Annotated in this window: 13 protein-coding genes and 1 pseudogene; 3 read left to right on the top strand and 11 right to left on the bottom strand. The window is 70.1% G+C overall.

Annotated features, from left to right (window positions below; all coding sequences use genetic code 11):
* Positions 1 to 1,079: pseudogene (locus ACIHFD_RS28535) on the top strand (RNA-guided endonuclease InsQ/TnpB family protein); the annotation flags it as partial.
* 126 nt (positions 1,080 to 1,205) lie between these two features.
* Complete coding sequence (locus tag ACIHFD_RS28530) at positions 1,206 to 2,078, top strand: alpha/beta hydrolase (protein WP_397369465.1); 873 nt, start codon at positions 1,206 to 1,208, stop codon at positions 2,076 to 2,078.
* A 54-nt stretch (positions 2,079 to 2,132) separates the two neighbouring features.
* On the opposite strand, the gene cysC is transcribed toward ACIHFD_RS28530, so the two are convergent.
* Positions 2,133 to 3,977 carry an adenylyl-sulfate kinase gene (gene cysC, locus ACIHFD_RS28525; RefSeq protein ID WP_397369461.1) on the bottom strand — a complete coding sequence of 615 codons (1,845 nt, stop codon included), beginning with the start codon at positions 3,975 to 3,977 and terminating at the stop codon, positions 2,133 to 2,135.
* Positions 3,977 to 4,867 carry a sulfate adenylyltransferase subunit CysD gene (cysD, locus tag ACIHFD_RS28520; RefSeq protein ID WP_350734951.1) on the bottom strand — a complete coding sequence of 297 codons (891 nt, stop codon included), beginning with the start codon at positions 4,865 to 4,867 and terminating at the stop codon, positions 3,977 to 3,979. The genes cysC and cysD overlap by 1 nt, the downstream gene beginning before the upstream one ends.
* A gap of 175 nt (positions 4,868 to 5,042) precedes the next feature.
* On the opposite strand from cysD, the gene ACIHFD_RS28515 reads away from it, so the two are divergent.
* On the top strand, positions 5,043 to 5,621 hold the full coding sequence (locus tag ACIHFD_RS28515; protein WP_397369460.1) for a GNAT family N-acetyltransferase: 579 nt from the start codon (positions 5,043 to 5,045) through the stop codon (positions 5,619 to 5,621).
* Positions 5,622 to 5,633: 12 nt separating this feature from the next.
* Here the strand turns inward: ACIHFD_RS28515 and ACIHFD_RS28510 are convergent, their stop codons facing one another.
* The 9 genes from ACIHFD_RS28510 to ACIHFD_RS28470 are packed head-to-tail and all read right to left on the bottom strand — an operon-like array spanning position 5,634 to position 18,442.
* Positions 5,634 to 6,239 carry a CGNR zinc finger domain-containing protein gene (locus tag ACIHFD_RS28510; protein WP_363964623.1) on the bottom strand — a complete coding sequence of 202 codons (606 nt, stop codon included), beginning with the start codon at positions 6,237 to 6,239 and terminating at the stop codon, positions 5,634 to 5,636.
* Between the two features lie 55 nt (positions 6,240 to 6,294).
* Complete coding sequence (locus ACIHFD_RS28505; protein ID WP_397369459.1) at positions 6,295 to 7,722, bottom strand: MFS transporter; 1,428 nt, start codon at positions 7,720 to 7,722, stop codon at positions 6,295 to 6,297.
* Between the two features lies 1 nt (position 7,723).
* On the bottom strand, positions 7,724 to 8,938 hold the full coding sequence (locus ACIHFD_RS28500) for an aspartate kinase (RefSeq protein WP_397369458.1): 1,215 nt from the start codon (positions 8,936 to 8,938) through the stop codon (positions 7,724 to 7,726).
* A gap of 51 nt (positions 8,939 to 8,989) precedes the next feature.
* Complete coding sequence (locus ACIHFD_RS28495) at positions 8,990 to 9,940, bottom strand: acyl-CoA dehydrogenase family protein (protein WP_397369457.1); 951 nt, start codon at positions 9,938 to 9,940, stop codon at positions 8,990 to 8,992.
* Positions 9,937 to 11,073 (bottom strand): acyl-CoA dehydrogenase family protein, encoded by a 1,137-nt coding sequence (locus tag ACIHFD_RS28490; RefSeq protein ID WP_397369456.1) that lies wholly within the window; start codon positions 11,071 to 11,073, stop codon positions 9,937 to 9,939. Before ACIHFD_RS28490 ends, ACIHFD_RS28495 begins: the two co-directional genes overlap by 4 nt.
* Positions 11,070 to 11,867 carry an alpha/beta fold hydrolase gene (locus ACIHFD_RS28485; protein ID WP_397369455.1) on the bottom strand — a complete coding sequence of 266 codons (798 nt, stop codon included), beginning with the start codon at positions 11,865 to 11,867 and terminating at the stop codon, positions 11,070 to 11,072. Before ACIHFD_RS28485 ends, ACIHFD_RS28490 begins: the two co-directional genes overlap by 4 nt.
* Entirely contained in the window at positions 11,867 to 15,160 is a 3,294-nt protein-coding gene (locus ACIHFD_RS28480; protein WP_397369454.1) for an amino acid adenylation domain-containing protein, read from the bottom strand. Before ACIHFD_RS28480 ends, ACIHFD_RS28485 begins: the two co-directional genes overlap by 1 nt.
* Before the next feature lie 17 nt (positions 15,161 to 15,177).
* Positions 15,178 to 15,354 carry an MbtH family protein gene (locus ACIHFD_RS28475; protein ID WP_397369453.1) on the bottom strand — a complete coding sequence of 59 codons (177 nt, stop codon included), beginning with the start codon at positions 15,352 to 15,354 and terminating at the stop codon, positions 15,178 to 15,180.
* A 4-nt stretch (positions 15,355 to 15,358) separates the two neighbouring features.
* The gene (locus tag ACIHFD_RS28470) at positions 15,359 to 18,442 is read right to left on the bottom strand and encodes an amino acid adenylation domain-containing protein (RefSeq protein ID WP_397369452.1); all 3,084 of its coding nucleotides are present in this window, start codon (positions 18,440 to 18,442) and stop codon (positions 15,359 to 15,361) included.
* Positions 18,443 to 18,655 lie beyond the last annotated feature (213 nt).

The following is an 18,655-nucleotide window of genomic DNA, read 5'->3' as shown; positions in this document are numbered from 1 at the left end:
CCGCGCCTACACCCTGGAAGGCAAACGGGTCTCCTACGTGGAGTCCTCCGCCGCGCTGACAGCGTGGAAGAAGGCGCCCGAGCTGGCGTTCCTGGCCGAGGTGTCGTCGGTGCCGTTGCAGCAGGCACTGCGCCACCTCCAAGCGGCGTTCGCGAACTTCTTCGCGCGCAGGGCGAAGTACCCGACCTTCAAGAGCAAGAAGAAGGCACGCGCGAGCGCGGAATACACCCGCTCGGCGTTCCGCTGGCGCCAGGGCCGGCTCTTTCTGGCGAAGATGGATGCGCCGCTGGACATCGTGTGGTCGCGTCCGCTGCCCGAGGGGGCCGAGCCGTCCACGGTCACGGTGTCGAGGGACGCGGCCGGGCGGTGGTTCGTGTCCCTTCTGGTGGAGGAGAAGGTCTCGCCGTTGCCGCCGGTCGAGGCGTTGGTGGGCGTGGACGCGGGTATCACGGTGCTGGCCACGCTCTCGACCGGTGAGAAGATCGTCAACCCGCGTCACGAGCGTGCCGACCGGCGCAAGCTGGCCCGCGCTCAGCGATCGCTCGCCCGTAAGGAGAAGGGATCGAACAACCGGGCCAGGGCCCGGCTGCGCGTGGCGAAGGTGTACGCCCGGATCGCCGACCGGCGGCGTGACTTCCTGCACAAGCTTTCGACTCGGCTCGTCCGTGAGAACCAAACGGTCGTGATCGAGGATCTCACCGTCCGCAACATGGTCAAGAACCGCTCGCTGGCCCGCGCCATCTCGGATGCGGCCTGGCGCGACCTGCGGGCGATGCTGGAGTACAAGGCGGCTTGTTACGGGCGCACGCTGGTGGCGGTGGATCGCTGGTTCCCTTCCTCCAAGCTGTGCTCGGCCTGCGGGAGCCTGCAAGAGGCGATGCCGTTGAACGTCCGGGAATGGACCTGCGGCTGCGGCGCGGTCCACGACCGGGACGTCAACGGTGCGAAGAATGTGCTCGCCGCCGGGCTGGCGGAGAGCTGAAACGCCTGTGGAGCTGGTGTAAGACCTCACGAGAGTCCTCTCGGGCGGGCGACCGGCGGTGAAGCAGGAAGGTCAACCGGCGACGGTTGGAATCCCCCTTGTTTACGAGGGGGAGGAGGTCAATTCAGGGCTTGTCCTGCCGTGTTCTCGCCCGGCAGCCGCACGCCGCCTTCGGCAATGCAGGCATGTTCGCCGTGCCTTCCATCGAAACGGACTGTTCTTCATGAGATCAAATTCCAACCGCTCGTCGTCTCCTACGTTCGTGCTGGTCCACGGCTCCGGCGCCAGTTCTTTCATGTGGGCTCCCGTCCAGCGCGAGCTGGCGTTGCTCGGTCACCGCAGCTTCGCCGTCGATCTGCCGGGACATGGCCTCGACGCGCAGTACCCGCTCGCCTACCAGGCCCCCCAGGACCTCGACGCGTGGGCGGTCGAACCGTCCACGCTGGCCGGGGTCACCCTGCAGCACAACGTCGACACGGTCGTCGACGTGGTCCGACGCGTGGCGGAGCACGGGCCCGTGGTGCTGGTGGCGGCCAGCCTCGGCGGCGTGACCATCACCGGCGTGGGCAACGCGATCCCCGAGCTGGTGAACCGGCTCGTCTACATCTCCGCCTGGTCGTGCGTGCAGCGCTCCAACCCGATCGAGTACATGCAGGAGCCCGAGTTCGCCGACAACCTGATGGGCCCGCTGGCCGCGTTCAACGTCGGCGACCCCGCTCAGCTCGGCGTCGGCCGGGCCAATTACCGCACCGCGGACGTGGAGCTGCTCGACGCGCTCAAGGCCGCGACCATGGCGGACGTCAGCGACGAGCGGTTCCGTGCCTTCCTCAACATCCTGCAGCCGGACGAATCGATCGCGGTGATGACGGCCGACGCCCGCGTCCAGGCCGGCACCTGGGGCACGATCGCCCGCACCTACATCCGCCTCACCGGCGACCGATCCCTCCCGATCGCCATGCAGGACCGGCTGATCGCCGAAGCGGACGCCCTGACGCCCGGCAACCCGTACGAGGTGCACACGCTGGACACGTCACACGTGGGGTTCCTGTTCAGGGCCGATGAGGTGGCCGCCATTCTGGACAAGGCCGCAATCTAGCAAGGCCGGAAGGGCTCTGAAGGTGCCTGTGGCGGCTGAGCTGCCCGAGCGGGCTCAATCACGCAGCAGGGCGCACAGCTCGTCTGTCGCGTCATCGAGCGAACCGGCGCCGTCGACCACCAGGTCGGCGTACTCCGGCGGCTCGTAGGCCTGGCCGAGGCCGGTCAGGTTCGGCAGCGTGCCGGCCTTCGCCTGGGCGTACAGGCCCTTCGGGTCCCGGCGCGCGCACACCTCGGCCGGGGTGTCCACCCAGACCTCGGCGAAGTCGCCCGGCTGGAACAGGCTCTTGGCCACCGCCCGATCCGTCCGGAACGGCGAGACCAGCGCGACGATCACGATCAGCCCGGCGTCCAGCAGGATGCGGGCCAGCTCGGCGACCCGGCGCACGTTCTCCGCGCGATCCTCCGGGGTGAACCCGAGGTCCTTGTTCAGCCCGCTTCGGACGTTGTCGCCGTCGAGCACGTACGTGTGCAGTCCCATGGCGTGGAGCCGCCGCTCCAGCGCGTTGGCGATCGTCGACTTGCCGGCGCCCGGCAGGCCGGTCAGCCACAGCACCTTGGCCCGCTGCCCCTTCAGCCGCTGCCTGGCGTCGCGGTCGACGGTGTAGGCGTGCGGAACGACGTTGCGGCCGCGCCGCAGCGCGTGCCGGACCATGCCGGCCGCCACGGTCTCCTTGCTGACCCGGTCCACGAGCAGGAAGCTGCCCGTGTCCCGGCACGTCCGGTAGCCGTCCAGGCAGATCGGGGTGTCGGTCGTCAGCTCGACCGTGCCGATGTCGTTGAGGCCGAGCGTACGCGCGGCGAACTGCTTGCCGGACACCACGTCCATCCGGCCGCGCACGGTCGTGACCACGGCGGGCACGGTCCGCGACCCGGCCAGCAGCAGGTAGGAGCGGCCGTGCCGCACCGGCTCCTCGGCGGTCCAGACCATCGTGGCGGAGTACGCCGAGGCCGGGGAGAGCCCGTCGCCGAGGGCGGCCGGCGTGGTCAGCAGGTCACCGCGACGGACGTCGACGTCACCGGCCAGCGTCACCGTCACCGGGGTGCCGGGGGAGGCCCGGTCGAGGTCGCCGCCGCCGGGGCCGAGCACCCGGTCGATCCTCGACTCGATGCCGCTGCCGGCGACCGCGACGGTGTCGCCCGGTCGGACCGGGCCGCCGACCACCGTGCCCGCGAAACCACGGAAGTCGTCCGCCCGGATCACGTACTGGACGGGCAGCCGGTAGCCGTCGGCGCCGTCCGGTCGCGGCGGGCCGGGCGGCTCCCAGGCGGACAGCGCGCCGAGCAGCGTCGGCCCGTCGTACCAGGGCAGGTTCGGCGACGGGTCGACGACGTTGTCCCCATCGAGTGCGCTGGCCGGGATCACGCTCGCCGCCATGTCGAGGCCGTTCGCCGCCGACAGCACCTCGCTCGCGAGCCGGTCGAACACCGCCCGGTCGTAGCCCACCGCGTCGAGCTTGTTGACCACCGCGATGACGGCCCGCACGCCCATCAGCGCGCAGATCGCCAGGTGCCGATGGGTCTGCTCGCGGACCCCTTTGGTGGCGTCGACGAGTAACACGGCGACGTCCGCGGTGGAGGCCGCGACCGCCATGTTGCGGGTGTACTGCTCGTGTCCCGGCGCGTCGGCGATGATCACCCGGCGCCCGGACGGCAGGTCCAGGAAGAGGTGGGCGACGTCGATGGTGATGCCCTGCTCGTGCTCCGCCTCCAACCCGTCGGTCAGCAGCGAATAGTCGACCGCTCCGGCCGGAATCGTGGAACCGCCGCGCCTGGTCCGCCGCGCGTAGTCGAGCCGGTCCTCGGTGGCGCTGCCGGTGTTGGCGAGCAGCCGGCCGATGAGGGTGGACTTGCCGTCGTCGACCGAGCCACAGGCGACCACTCGAAGCACTGAAATCATCAGAAGTACCCCTCCGACTTCTTGCTCTCTATGGATGTGCCGCCCTCGCCGTCGATGAGCCGGCCGGCGCGTTCGGACCTCCGGTCGAGCCGCATCTCGTCGATGACCTCGTCGAGGTTCTCGGCCTTCGACTCGACGGCCGCGGTGAGCGGGTAGCAGCCGAGGGTGCGGAAGCGTACCTGGCGCAGCAGCGGACGTTCGCCGGGCGACAGCGGGAAGCGCTCGTCGTCCACCATGATCAGCGATCCGTTCCGCTCGACGACCGGGCGTGGTGCGCTGAAGTACAGCGGCACCACGGGGATGCCCTCCCGCCTGATGTAGCGCCAGACGTCCAGCTCCGTCCAGTTCGACAGCGGGAACACCCGCATCGACTGGCCGTCGGCCAGCTCGGTGTTCGCCCACCACCAGAACTCCGGCCGCTGCGAGCGCGGCTCCCAGCGGTGCCCGGGCTCGCGCAGCGAGAAGATCCTTTCCTTCGCCCGCGACCGCTCCTCGTCGCGCCGCGCGCCGCCGATCGCCGCGTCGAACCCGCTGTCGTCGAGCGCCTGGCGCAGCGCGACGGTCTTCATGATCCGCGTGTACTCGTGCGCGCCGTGGGTGAACGGCGTGACCCGCTCCGGGTTGGTGTGCACCCGCAGGTCGAGCTCCAGCCGCCTGGCCGTGTCATCCCGGAAGGCGATCATCTCGCGGAACTTCCAGCGGGTGTCGATGTGCAGCACGGGAAACGGCATCCGGCCGGGCGCGAACGCCTTGGTCGCCAGGTGCAGCAGCACCGAGGAGTCCTTGCCGATCGAATACAGCAACACCGGCCGGCGAAAGGCCCCGGCGACCTCGCGCAGCACGTGGATCGCCTCGGCTTCGAGCATGTCCAGGACGTCTTCTTCGGCCACGTATCGGCCCTCCGTCGTCGCTAACCGTTCTTCGGTGGTCCGGCCGCCGGTCGCGGTGTCGAGCGACCTCAAGGGCGGCCGGCGGATCGGTCTCCTGATCCCCGCGGCCATGCTCTTCTATAGTAACCTATAAAAGCGTTATATCGGTTATTCGAGCCAGATCGGCGGTGCGGCGATGAATACCCTGACGGTCAAAGAGCTGTCCGAGAAGACCTGGGACGACTTCGAGGCGGTTCTCGGGACGAACGGAGGTGCCCGCGGGTGCTGGTGCATGCACTGGCGGCTGTCCATCGCGGAGTGGACGGAAGGAAAGGGCGCGGGAAACAAGCAGGCCATGAGGCGTCTCGCCCAGCACGATCCGGTGCCCGGCGTCGTCGTCTACGAGAACGACACGCCGGTGGCATGGTGCTCGCTCGGGCCGCGTTCGTCGTTCCCGAGACTTGAGCGTTCGCCGCTGCTCGCGAACGTCGACGACGAGCCGGTCTGCGCGATCACGTGCATCTTCGTGCAGAGAAAGCATCGCGGCTCCGGGCTGCTGCCGGACATTCTCGAAGCCGTCTGCGAGTACGCGGCCTCCGCGGGTTACCCGACCGCCGAGGGCTATCCGATCGAACCTCGCGACGGCAAACGCGCGGGCGCGGACACGGCGATGACCGGGATAGCCAGCGCCTTCCTCGGCGCCGGATTCTCCGAGGTGGCCCGCCCGCGTGGCGATCGGCCGATCATGCGGCGCAAGCTCCGCGCCGCCGGATGACGCGAGAAGCGATCAGTGGTGCGTTCGGCCCTGCCGGTGGCGGCGCGCCTTCTCGCGATTGCCGCAGATGTTCATGCTGCACCAGCGGCGGCGTCCGCCCCGCGAGGAATCCAGGAACAGCCAACCGCATCTCCCGCAGGCCCTGATCCGGTCGCGCGGAAGGGTGAACAGCGCCTGGACCACCAGCAAGGACAAGGCCGCGGGGATCGCTCCCGGCGCCGTCCAGTCCACGGTGAAGCGGTCGAGCGCGGCATCGATCTGCTGGACCTGCTCGGCCCGTACGCCCGTACCGGCCCGTTCGAGAAGCGCGCCGAAAGGTTCGGCCGGCACCGCCTCGCCGTGCGCGACCGCGCTGAACACGGCCCACGCCTGTTCGCGAACGGCCTGAACCTCCGGCACGAGGCCGCTCGCGGACGCCTCCGTCAAGGACGGCACCTCCTCGAACAACCCCGCGGACGCGCACCACGTCAAGACGTCCGAGGGTGCTTTCAGCAGCTCGCCGTCCTCGGCCGGATGTGTGCGATCGAAGACGGTGTTCGTGAGGTCCAGGACCGGGTGGCCGCCGATGAAGTGGGCGTCCTGCCAGGGTGACCGGGCCTTGGAAGCAAAAGTAACCATTATAAGTAGTATATATGGTTCTTGCTCGCGGGCCAGGGCGCACCGGGAGTCCGATCTACGTGACCTCTCCCTTGAAGCGTCTCCGGAGAAGGACGGTCGTGATGACCGCCGCGACCGCGAATCCGACCGAGCACCAGAGAGACCAGCGCCAGCCCGCGAGGACGGCATCGCTTCCACCGGTGACCCTGGCGAAGTGGGCCGCCACCGACGTCACGACTCCGACGCCCACGGCCAGCCCCAGCTGCTGGGAGACGTTGATCAGAGCGCCGGCCGTGGCCCGCCGCCCCTCGTCGGCCCCGTTCGTGCCGGCGATGCTGGTCGTGATCAGCGCGAGGATGTGGCCGAAGGCGTTCACCGAGGTGCCGATCAGGACGAGAGCGAGTCCGTAGCCTTCCGGCAGGCCCACCATGATCAGAATGCCGAACGTCTCGATGACGATTCCGGAAAGGAGAACGCGGTAAAGCCCGAAGCGCTCGACCAGCCTGCCCGCGTAGATTCCGGTGACGATCGCGATCGCGCCTGAGACCGCGAACGTCAATCCGGTCGTGAGCGCGCCCAGACCGAGATGCGTCTGAAGGTAGAGGGTGAGAATGAACAGCATTCCGCCGTAGGAGCAGATCAGCAGGACGTTGACCAGGTTGGCCGCGCCGATGGCGGAGGTGCGGAAGATGGAGATCGGCACGAGGGCGCTGTCCTTCCGCGACTCCACCCAGACGAACAGGGCCACGGCAGGCACCGCGATCCCGGCGGAGAGGATGATCGGAGCCGACAGCCAGCCGTACTTCTCCCCGTCGGTGAGGGCGAACACCAGCGCGACCATGCCCGTGGTCGCCAAGGCGACCCCGATGAGATCGAGATGGCGGGATGCGTGCGTATCCCGGCTCTCATCGAGATAGGCCCTCGCGAGCAGACCGGCGACCAGGACGATGGGCACGTTGATCAGGAAGACGGACCGCCAGCCGGCGTACTCGGTGAGAACGCCCCCGAGCACCATGCCGGAGACGAACCCAGCCGACAGCGCCGACCCGTAGATGCCGAGAGCGCGTTCGCGTTGCGCTCCTTCCGGGACGGCCGCCTGGAGCAGCCCCAGACCCGCCGGGGCGATGAACGCGGCGGCGACCCCCTGCAAGGCGCGGCCCGCGATGAGAGCCGCCGGCGACCAGGCGAGGCCCGCAAGGAGCGAAGCGAGAACGAAGCCGGCCATGCTCCAGATGAACACCCGCTTTCTCCCGAACAGATCGGCGATCCTTCCCCCGAGGAGGAGGAAGCCGCAGAAAGCGAGGGGATAGGCGGAAAGAACCCAGGCGAGGCCGCCTCCGGTGAATTCCATGCCCTCGCGAATGCTCGGGGCGGCGACGTTGATGATCGAATAGTCAAGGGCGACCAGGAACTGGGTGCCGCAGATGACGGTGAGCTGCCAGAACTGCCGGGACTGGAATCTGCTCTCCACCCTTCCAGTCGCGTGCGACGATGCTTCGCTCATTTCACATCCCTTTCGCGGGAGTCGGGTCGAGGAACATCCGGTGAAGGTGCGTCACCGCGTCGAGTACGTCGTGCTCGGCGCAGGTGATGGAGATCCGCCGGGCATGGACGCTCATGTCCCGCACCGCGACGCCATGGGCCTTGAGCGTGTCGAGAAGGAGCCCCACCAGGGGATGGCGGGTACGGAACCCGCGGCCCACCAACGACACCTTCCCCACAGGCCCGGACCAACGGCATCCGGTGAAGGCGTCGCGCAGGTCGGCGAGCACCCCGTCGACCTGGTCCCGGTCGGCGGCGTTCACGACGAACCGCAGCGAACACGGGGTGTCGGCGAAGCCGAGCAGGTCCACGTGCAGCAGCGGATCGGCCAGCGCGGCGGCGATCGCGGTCAGGGCGGTGGGGTCGACTCCGTCGAGCCGGCAGCGGAGCTGACCGGTCCGGTGGGCGACGCCGACGGCGGTGAACCGCTCGCCGTCGAGCGGTGCGGCCGAGCGCAGGCCGGTCACCCAGGTGCCGGCCGTCTCGGTCGTGCTGGATCGGACGTGAACGGGGACGCGATGGGTGCTGGCGTACTGCACGCTGGAATGCGCGAGCACCGTGGCGCCGCCGGCGGCCAGCTCGGCCATGTCCTCGTAGGAGAGATGGTCCAGTTTGCGGGCGTCGGCGATGAGTCGCGGATCGGCGGTGAACACGCCCTCGACGTCGGTGAATATCTCGCACGCCTCGGCCCGCAGCGCCGCGGCCAGGGCCACGGCGGTGGTGTCGGAGCCGCCTCGGCTCAGCGTGGTGAGCTCGCCGCTGTCCGCGGCGATGCCCTGGAAACCGGTCACCACAGGGACATGGCCGGTCGCGACGCATTCGCGGATCCGCACCGGGTCGACGCTGACGATGCGTGCGCAGCCGTGCACTCCGTCGGTGATGATGCCGCCGTCCCGCGCGCTGAACGACCGGGCAGGCACGCCCAGTTCGTGCAGCGCCAGGGCGAGCGCGGCCGCGGAGGCCTGCTCACCGGTGCTGAGCAGGAGGTCCAGCTCCCGGGCGTGTGGCGTGGCCGTGAGGTTACGCGCCAGGTCGAGCATGGTGTCGGTGGCGCTGCCCATCGCGGAGACCACGGCGACCACGGACCCGTCCGCGGCGGCTATGCGCTTCGCCGCGTGACTGATCTTGCTCACGTCACCCAGTGATGTTCCGCCGTACTTCTGTATCACCAGGTCCATCGGTCTACTCCTGCGCCACGTCGTCTTCCGCAGGCTTCCCGGCCGCCGTCATCACGTCCTCCGGCTTTCGCGGCGCAGCTGGGACGGCGTGCCGAGCCGCACCGATTCGGCCGCCGCGCGCCTGTAGTACAACTGCGCGTCGTTGTCGGACCGCATGCCGGCGGCACCGTGGATCTGCATGGTCCGCGTCGTGACGGTGCGGGCCAGATCCGAGGCCGCCGCGAGGTTGGCCGCCGCGTGCGCGGCCGCGTCGCGGTCGTGCACCAGCAGGCGCGTCGCGTCGATGTGCATCGACAGCTCGCTGAGCCGGAACGCCGGCCCCTGGAACTTGCCGATGGGCTGGCCGAACTGGCGGCGCGTCCTGGCGTGGTCGACGGCGTGATCGAGCGCCGCCTGGGCAAGGCCCACCAGGTACGCCGCCTGGCGCACCCGCGCGCCGGCCAGCGCCGCCTCCCACTCGGCGGCGGAGCCGGCCCGCGCGGCCACGGGCGTTCCCGCGAACTCGACCTCGTACGCCTCGCCGCGGCTCGTCTCCTCGTACCGCCGCATCGTGATGGACGGATGGCCTGCACGTACGAGCGCCAGGCGCAGTCCGGCGACGTCGTCGACGCCGCCCACGACGAAGTGGTCCACTTCCGCCGCGAACCCGACGAAGGCCCGCCGCGCGGAGATCGCCCCGTCCTGGTCGGACCACGGCTCGGCCGCGACCGCCAGTGCCACCGGCGCCTGGCCGAGGCCGTCGTCCCCCAGCAGCTCCCGAGCGGTGAGGGTGTCGAGCAGCGGCCCCTGATACAGCACCGAGCCGAGCAGCTCGGCCAGCCGTACGGTGTCGGAGGTGCGGAGCGCGCCGAGCCCGACCAGCCCCTCCCACACCATCGCGCGGATCTCGCGACTGTCGTCGCCTCCGCCCTCGGCGCGCGGCCGATCGGCCATCCGCCGCACCAGCGGCGCCAGATCCTCGTCGAAGAAGTCGGCGATCGCCGTGGTCTCCACTGCGGTCATGACGGCAACCCCAATTTCGATGTGGCGACAAAGAACAGCATGATCTCCGAAGAACCCTGGGCGAGCGTGAGCCCCGGAGCCTCCCGGAGCGCGGCGTCGAAGACGCCTTCGGCGATCGCGTCGGGATCGCGTGCGTCCAGCAGCGCCCGCGGCCCGAGCAGCTCGACCGCCGCCACCGACACTTCCTTGGCCGTCTCCGACGTGTACCACTTGGCGGTCGCCGAGTGCACCTCGTCGGGCCGCCCGTCGTGCAGGTTGGCCACGCACCGCCAGGCCAGCAGCCGCGCCGCGCGTACCCGCGTCTCCAGCTGCACCAGCCGCTGCTCGCACCCGGGCGGCGCGTGCTCGCGCAGCGCGGCCAGCGTGCGCTCTGCCTTGGCGGAGTGGTCCAGCCCGGTGCGCTCCAGCGGAAGCACCTTGCCGAGCACCTGCCACCCGTCGTCGACCTCGCCGAGCACGTCCTCGCGCCCGACCCGGATCCCGTCGAGCGTGACCAGGTCGAACCGCTCCTCGGACAGGTTCCACACCGGCTCGATGACCACGCCCATGCTCTGCAGCGGGACCAGGAACAGCGTGATCCCGAAGAAGTTCACCGGGCCGGTCGACGTGCGGGCCGCGCACAGCGCGAAATCGCTGTGCTGCGCCTTCATGTTGTAGATCTTCCGGCCGTACAGGCGCCAGCCGTCGCCGTCCGGCTCGGCGCGCGTGGCCAGCGACGCCAGGTCGGATCCGACGTCCGGCTCGCTGAACAGCACGTTGGCCGTGATCTCGCCGCGCGCGAGGCGCGGCAGGAGCCGTTCCTTCTGCTCCTGCGTGCCGAACAGGTGGATGGCCATCCCGACGATGTCGATGCCCAGGGAGTGCACGTTGTCAGGCACGCCGTGACGGATCATCTCCTCGGTGAGGATCGCCTTCTCGACGATCGTGGCGTCCGCTCCGCCGTAACGCTCGGGCCAGTTGACCGCGAGCCAGCCGAGCTTGCCCAGCCGCTGGTGCACGTCGAGCAGCCCGCTCTCCTGTCCGTACGGCATCCGCCGGGACTGTGCGATCTCGGCGCGTACCGCGTCCTCGCACAGCAGCTTGCAGACCTCTTCCCGGAAGCCGTCCTGCTCCGGCGTGAAGGCCGGCATCATCGGACACTCACCTCGCTCAGTCTGTCGCGCATGGCTTCCGCCAGCGCTTCGATGTGTGGGGATTGCAGCATGGTGTAGTGGTCGCCCCGCACCACCTGGATCTCATCGGCGTAGGCCCGCCACCGGTCGAGCCGTCCTGGCTGCGAGTCCTCGGCGGACAGCAGCACCACCCGGCTGTCCACCCGCGACGGACGGAACGCCAGGAGCGCGCGCACGTTCGCGGCGAACACCGGGAACCGCTCGGCCAGCTCGGCCTCGCCCGGCTCGGCGCCCATCGCCGCGACGTCGGCGGCGAACCACGCGCTCAGCTCGTCGTCGCCGGGACGGGATGGCGAGCCGTCCGGGATGGCGGTGTCGAGCACGAACGTCAGCGCGACATCGCCGTCCTGGCGCGCCATTTCGAGCGCCACCGCCCCGCCGACCGACCAGCCGCCCACGTGCAGCGGCCCGTCGGGCTGGACCTCGCGGACCGCGGCCAGATAGGTGGCCGCGAGGCCGGGCAGCCGCCGTTCCCCGATCGTGCCGCCGTGCAGGCCCGGATCCTCCAGCGCGTGGACGGGCCGGTCGTCGCCCAGCAGCGCGGCCAGCGCGGCGTAGGGCGCCACCGATCCGCCCGCCGCGTGCACGAGGAACAGCGGTGGCTTCGCGCCCGCGGGGCTGAGCGGCACCAGCGGGGACATCGTCCGCCCCTCCGGCGGGGCGGAAGCGAGGGCTTCCTCCCGTTTGTGCCGTAACCGTCGTTGCAGCAGCGCGTGTCGTTTCTCCTCCACCGTGGAGGGAGGCGGACCGGCCATCAGCCCGACTCCTTCAGCAGCCGATCGAGCTCGTCCTCGGGCAGGTCGGCGACCTGGGCCTCCAGCCGCGCCACCTCGTCCTCGCCCAGCAGCGCGCGCTGCGCATCGTCGATCTGGGCGGCGAACTGGCTGAGCAGCGGGTAGCTGAACAGCCGCCGCGGGTCGAGCGTCACCTGGAAGGTGTCGCGCACCCGCGAGATCATCTGCGTCACCTGCAGGGAGTTGCCGCCGAGGACGAAGAAGTTGTCCTGCGCTCCGATGCGGCCGGCGTCGAGGCTCAGCAGGCCCTGCCAGATCTCGGCCAGCCGGCGCTGCGTCTCGGTGGTCAGCTCGACCTGTCCCGCCTCGCCGTCGGGGCGAGGATCGGGCAACCGCGCGTGGTCCACCTTTCCGGTCGAGGTCAGCGGGAGCTGCTCCAGCTGTACGTAGTCGGTGGGCACCATGTGCAGGGGCAGCCGCCCGGCCAGGTGTTCGCGCAGCGCGTCCGGCTCGAACCCGCCGACCACGTACGCGGCCAGCCAGGCCGACGTCGTGCCCGCGTCGCGCACCGTCACGACGCACTGCTGCACGCCGTCGAAGCTCTCGATGGCGTGCTCGATCTCGCCGAGCTCCACGCGCAGCCCGCGCAGCTTCACCTGGCGGTCGACCCGGCCCAGGAACTCCAGATCGCCGTCGGCGTTCCAGCGCACCAGGTCGCCGGTGGCGTACATGCGCTCGCCCGGAGTGACGGCGAACGGGTCGGGCAGGAACTTCTCGGCGGTCTGGTCGGGCCGGCCGAGGTAGCCGATGGCCAGACCGGCGCCCGCCATGAACAGTTCCCCGGGAACGCCGACCGGCACGGGCCGCAGCCCCTTGTCCAGGACGTAGGCCCGCTGATTGGCCATCGCCCGGCCGATCGGCGGCGGCCCGTCCAGCGGCTCCGGCGGGCACAGGTAGTCCACGCACGTCACCGTGACCTCCGTCGGCCCGTATCCGTTGTGGAACTCGCGCCCCGGCTTGCGCCACCGGTTGACCAGATCGGGGCCGAACGGCTCCATGCCGATGAAGCACACCCGCAGATCGTCCAGAGCGGACGGATCGAGCAGCCCCAGCACGGCGGGCGGGATGTCCACCATCGTCACCCGCTCGCGGGCCAGCAGCCGCTGCAACGCTTCGGGGTCGAGCAGTTCGGAGCGCGGCGCGCCGACGATGGTCCCGCCGGCGGTCAGCGTCGAGAACACGTCCGACACGCTCACGTCGAAGGCTGGGTTGGAGAACTGCAGGATCCGGTCGTCCGGCGTCACCGAGAACATCCGCCGGAAGGTGGTGCAGAAGTTCACCACCGCCCGGTGGGGGACCATGACCCCCTTGGGGGTGCCGGTCGAGCCCGAGGTGTAGATGACGTACGCCGTGTCCTCCCGCGCCACGCGCACCGAAGGCGGCGATGCCGGCCGACCGTCGAGCGCGTCCGTGTCCAGCAGGATCCGCCCCACGTCCGCGGGCACGCGGTCGGCGAGATCCGACGTCGTCACCACCGCCGCCACGTCGGCGTCGCCGAGCTGGTAGGCCAGCCGCTCCGGCGGATACTGCGGGTCGAGCGGCAGCCACGCCCCGCCCGCCTTGAGCACGCCGAGTTCGGCGGCCGGCAGATCGAAGCCGCGATCGAGCAGTACCCCGACCACGCGCCCGGGCGTCACCTTGAACTCCTCGACGAGCGCGTGCGCCAGCCGGCTGGACCGCTCGTCCAGCTGCGCGTAGGTCAGGTCCTCGTCCGCGAAACGCATCGCGACCGCGTCGGGCGTCTCGGCCACACGCGCCGCGAACAGCTCGTGCAGCAGGCGCTCGTTGTGCTCGCCGGGCGGGGGATTCCATTCGGTGAGCACGCGCAGATATTCGCTGCTGGGCATGATGTCCAGCGCGTCCACCCGGGCGTCCGGCCTGGACAGCGCGTCGGCCATGACCGTGGCGAAGTGTTCCACCAGCCGCTCGACCCGCTCGTGGTCGAACAGCTCGGAGGAGTACTCGATCCACACGCCCAGCCCGCCGTCCGGCAGGTCGTTGATCTGGAACGTGAGGTCGAATCGGGTCGTGCCCGGTTGCGGGGTCAGCATCTCGATCTCCACGCCGGGCAGGCGCCAGCGCGCGATCATCGGCTCGGGCAGCAGCGTGAACAGGTGCGCGACCAGCGGGTTCCGCCCTGGCAGCCGCTCCGGTTTGAGCTCCTCCACCATGCGGCCGAACGGCACGTCCTGGCGGGCCATCGCCTCCAGGATGGTGTCGTTGGTGGCCTGCGCCAGGTCACGGAACACGGGATTGCCCTCGAGGTCGCCGCGGACCGCCACCGTGTTGGCGAAGAACCCCATCATGGGTTCGGTCTCCGAGCGCGTCCGGCCGGACAGGACCGACCCGAGCGCGATGTCGTGCTGGCCGGTGTAGCGGTTCAGCACGATCTGGTACCCGGCCATCGTCAGGGCGAGCAGGGAGACGTTCTCGGCCCGCGCCAGATCGCGGATCCCCCGTGCGAGATCCTCGGGCAGGCGGGTCTCGTAGATACGGCCGGCCCCGGTGGGCGCCGACGGGCGCTGCCGGTCGGCGCGCAGCTCCAGCGGCTCCATCCCGTCCAGTGCGGAGCGCCAGTGTTCGACCTGCTTGGCCGGTTCCTCACTGAGCAGCCAGAGCCGCTGCCACGCCGCGAAGTCGGCGGGCTGAAGGGCCAGCGGGGGGAACTCCGCGCCGCTCGGATCGGTGTAGCGGGCCGTCAGCTCCTCGGCGAACTGGCGCGAGGACCATCCGTCGATGACGATGTGATGCCAGACGATGGACAGCACGTGGTCCTCAGGGCCCAGGCGCAGCAGGGCGAACCGGTACGGCGGGCTGTTGCGCAGGTCGAACTCCTCGCGCACCTGCCCGTCGATCCAGTCCTGGACGGACTCCTCGGTCCCGTCGGTCACCGGCAGGTCCCATGTCTCGGGCGGCGGATCGACGGTCTGGAAGGGCACGCCGTGCTCGTCGCCGAACCGGGTGCGCAGGCTCTCGTGCCGCGCGACTATCCCGCGCAGCGCCTCGGAGAGGGCGGCCACGTTGAGCGGCCCGCGCACGCGCATCGCGAACGGCACGTTGTAGACCGGTGCGCCCGCGACCATCTGGTGCAGGAACCACAGGAACCGCTGCTGCTCGGCGATGGCCATCTTGCCCGTACGCGGGACGGCGACGATGCGCTCCCGCTCGGCCTTCTCCGCCACGCGCTGGCGGACCTTCATCTCCAGCAACGCGCGCCTGATGTCGGCGACGTTGCGTTCCTTCGGGGCAGACATGATCTCGGGTTCCTCCTTCACCGTCGCACGCTCAGCGGGCGCAGATCGGTCCACACCTGCGCGATGTGGGCCAGGCAATCGCTCTTGCCGCCCTCGGCTCCGGCCTCGCGCCAGCCGGTCGGAATCTCCCGGCCGCCGGGCCAGATCGAGTACTGGTCCTCGTGGTTGATCACCACGACGAATTTCTCTTCCATTCGCTTACCTTTCTTGAGGTACGAAGGCGGGAATGTCGGTCAGCTCGCTGAGGTAGCGATCGAGTGTCCTGAGCCCGTCCGCCGTCGGCCGCGCCAGCGAGACCGCGTGCCGGCTGAACCGCCGGGCGTCGAAGTGCCGGGAGCTGTCGGTGAACAGCTGGTCGAACTCGACCGGCGCCGCGTCACAGTCGCCGGCCGGAGGCGGCAGCAGCAGGCGCAGCCCGGCGAGCCTCTCGTCGGGCCCGGCGACGGCCTCCAGGCGATCGTGAAACTGCGCGTAGCCGACCCGGTCGAGCCCGCACCGGTCGGCGAGCACGCCGAACGCCTCGGCGAAGCGCAGTCTCGCCGGCCACAGCACGTGCATCGCGCCGTCGGGCACCTTGATGTCGCCGGTCGCGGCGCGTGCCACGAACTGGCCGACGACGTCCACCGGCGTCACGTCGGTCTCTGCTTCGGTCGGGAACACGCATCCGGTGCGCGCGCACGCGTACAACAGGTTGTGTGCCAGCGAATCCGGGTTGGCCACGCCTATCGCCTGGTGCGGCCAGATCTCGCCGAGGCGGTACACCACCGAGCTGACGCCCTGCCGGTGCGCGTCGGCGAGCAGGCTCTCCGCGACGTACTTCGACCTGTTGTAGCCGTCCGCGGCGACCTGGTCCGTCTCCGGGATCTGGTCCTCGGTGATGCGCGGGGCTGCCCTCCCTGCGGGCGGGAAGATGCTCAGGGTGGACAGGGCGTGCACGCGGGCGCCGCCTGAGGCGAGTTTGATGAGCTCCTGCACGCCGAGCACGTTGGCCGGGCGGTGGTCCAGATAGCCGGACAGGAAGTTCACCGCGCCCGCGGCGTTGACGACACCGGACACGGCCGACGCGATCGCGTCGAATCGCCGCTGAGGCAGGCCGAGCAGCTCGCTGCCCAGGTCGCCGGGGACGACCTCGACCCGTCCGGTCTTGAGCGCCATGGGGAGCAGCTGCCAGGCGGAGGTCAGCCCGTACTGATCGAGGACCTCGGTCAGCCGCCGGGCACCGTCAGGGGGGTCGGAGCACCGCACCAGGCAGATCAGCTCGGCGTTGGAGTGCATCAGCAGCTCGGCGAAGATGTGCGCCCCGACGAACCCGGTCGCGCCGGTGAGCAGCAGCGTCTGCGGCGGGCGCCACGCCAGGTCGTGCTTGATGTAGGCCAGTTCGGCGCTGTCGTCGTCGATGCCCCTGGTCAGCCGCGCCGCCTGCGCGCGCACGGTCGAGGCGACGAGCAGATCCCTGGGACGTACCGGCCTGCCCAGCCGCCGGCTGACCGCGGCGGTGAGCCGGTAGGCGATCAGCGAGGTGCCCCCGTAGTCGGAGAACGGGACGACCACCGAGACCTGTTCCTGCTCGAGGACTTCGCGCCACGCCGAGCAGACCAGCTCCTCCATCGGGTCGGCCGGCGGCTCGACGTGCTCTTCCGGGTCCGCCTGCCACGCGGACTCGGCCACGATGAGCGCGGCCAGTGCCTTGCGGTCCGCTTTGCCGTTGCGGTTGAGTGGAAGCGCTTCCAGCACCACGACTTTATGAGGGACCTGCTCGGCCGGCAGCTTCTCCGCCGCGTACCCGCGAAGCTGCTCCGCGGACGGCGAGTCGTCCGGCGAGCGCGGCGTGACGCAGCAGACCAGAGTGGATCGGGGCGCCTCACCGAGCACGACCGCCACCGCGCTGCCCACGAGCGGATGCTCGGCCAGGGCCGAGGCGACGTCGCCGAGCTCCACCCGCACCCCGCCGAGCTTGACCTGCTCGTCAAGCCGGCCGATGAAGTACAGCAGCCCGTCCTCGCCGACCCGGGCCAGGTCACCTGTCCGGTAGAGCTTCTCGCCCGTGATCTGGGGGAACGGGTTGGCCACGAACACCCGTGCGGTGCGCTCGGGATCGTCGAGGTAGCCCGCGCCGATGCACTCACCGCCGAGGTGCAGCTCGCCGGGCGTGTTCACGGGGACGGGCCTGAGATCGTCGTCGAGCACGATCGCGGCGGTGTTGTCGATGGCTCGACCGAGGGGGATCCGGTCCACGTCGGCATCCGTGACCTCGTGGAACACCGACCCGATCGAACACTCCGTCGGCCCGAACGTGTTGGTGACCTTGAGCTCGGGCAGCAGCGCGCGCAGCCGGTGCACCACGCCGGGGCCGGCCGCCTCCCCGCCGATCAGCATGCGCCGCAGGCTCGACGTCGCCTCCCGCAGGTCCTCGCGCGCCTCCAGCAGCGACACGAACGCCGCGAGCACGGACGGCACGAAGTCGGTCATCGTGACGCCGTGGCGGCCGATGGTCATCGCGGTCTCCTCAAGGTCGAGGATCCCGTCGCGGTGCGGCAGCACGACCTGCCCGCCGGACACCAGCGGCCACAACACCTGCCACATCGAGGAGTCGAACGTGGACCGGCTGTTCTGCAGCGTCACGTGATCGGCCCCGTCACCGAAGCGGCGCGACATCGTGGTCAACCTGTTGACCAGGCCGCGGTGGTGGTTGAGCGCGCATTTGGGCGTGCCGGTGGAGCCGGAGGTGTAGAACCCGTAAATCAGGTCTTCGGGTCGAGGTTCGCGGCCGGCCGGCGGGGGTGTGCGGTCAGCCGGATCGTACGGCCGCTCCGCGCAGTCGACGATCACCGTCGGGAGGGACGAGTTCAGTTCGGCGACGGTCTCGACAGTCGCCGGCGACGCCACGATGGCGGGCGGCGACAGCTCGGCCATGATCGCGTTGAGCCGGTCGATCGGCCAGGCCGGATCCAGCGGCACGAAGGCCGAGCCCGTTTTCAGCACCCCGAAGAGCGAGATCGGGAATTCGGGCCCGTCCGCGGCCAGCACGGGTATCAATTGCCGGGCCGGAACGCCGTTGCGGATCAGTCGATCGGCCGTGACGTCGGCCGCGGCATCGAGATCGGCATAGCTCATCGTGGTGTCCCGGTAGCGGACGGCGGGACGGTCCGGTGCGTTCTCTTTTTGTACGCGGAACAGGTCTAGGACCGTGCTTTGCCGGGGGAACGCATTCCGCGGTCCCAGGGATAAGTGAATGGCGGTCAGGGCTTGTTCGCTCAGGTGCGTCTGCTGATGGCGTGGCATCGTGCTCCCATAGTCGCGACCGGCAACAGATCCTCGGGTCAGGCAGATCGGTCACTATTCAGGTCTGTGAGTTTCAGGTAGCCAGGGCCGGCCCTCGGAGGCTTTTCGGCGGCCGTTAATAGGTGGCTACGTATCACGCGAATTGCCAGACCCCGGCGAATGCGCGCTGATATGTCGTCGCATTACCGCGTCAGCGGCTTCGCCGGCATCGGC

The organism is Nonomuraea sp. NPDC051941 (assembly GCF_044593615.1).
The sequence above is the reverse complement of the archived record's forward strand: the minus strand, read 5'-3'. Positions and strand labels throughout refer to the sequence as shown.

Coding starts and splice junctions, on each gene's coding strand:
- ACIHFD_RS28480 (WP_397369454.1), bottom strand. CDS start 15,160: ATGTCTGCCCCGAAGGAACGCAACGTCGCCGACATCAGGCGCGCGTTG.
- ACIHFD_RS28470 (WP_397369452.1), bottom strand. CDS start 18,442: ATGCCACGCCATCAGCAGACGCACCTGAGCGAACAAGCCCTGACCGCC.
- ACIHFD_RS28490 (WP_397369456.1), bottom strand. CDS start 11,073: ATGATGCCGGCCTTCACGCCGGAGCAGGACGGCTTCCGGGAAGAGGTC.
- cysC (WP_397369461.1), bottom strand. CDS start 3,977: ATGATTTCAGTGCTTCGAGTGGTCGCCTGTGGCTCGGTCGACGACGGC.
- ACIHFD_RS28505 (WP_397369459.1), bottom strand. CDS start 7,722: ATGAGCGAAGCATCGTCGCACGCGACTGGAAGGGTGGAGAGCAGATTC.
- ACIHFD_RS28485 (WP_397369455.1), bottom strand. CDS start 11,867: ATGGCCGGTCCGCCTCCCTCCACGGTGGAGGAGAAACGACACGCGCTG.
- ACIHFD_RS28500 (WP_397369458.1), bottom strand. CDS start 8,938: ATGGACCTGGTGATACAGAAGTACGGCGGAACATCACTGGGTGACGTG.
- ACIHFD_RS28530 (WP_397369465.1), top strand. CDS start 1,206: ATGAGATCAAATTCCAACCGCTCGTCGTCTCCTACGTTCGTGCTGGTC.
- ACIHFD_RS28515 (WP_397369460.1), top strand. CDS start 5,043: ATGAATACCCTGACGGTCAAAGAGCTGTCCGAGAAGACCTGGGACGAC.
- ACIHFD_RS28495 (WP_397369457.1), bottom strand. CDS start 9,940: ATGACCGCAGTGGAGACCACGGCGATCGCCGACTTCTTCGACGAGGAT.
- ACIHFD_RS28510 (WP_363964623.1), bottom strand. CDS start 6,239: ATGGTTACTTTTGCTTCCAAGGCCCGGTCACCCTGGCAGGACGCCCAC.
- ACIHFD_RS28475 (WP_397369453.1), bottom strand. CDS start 15,354: ATGGAAGAGAAATTCGTCGTGGTGATCAACCACGAGGACCAGTACTCG.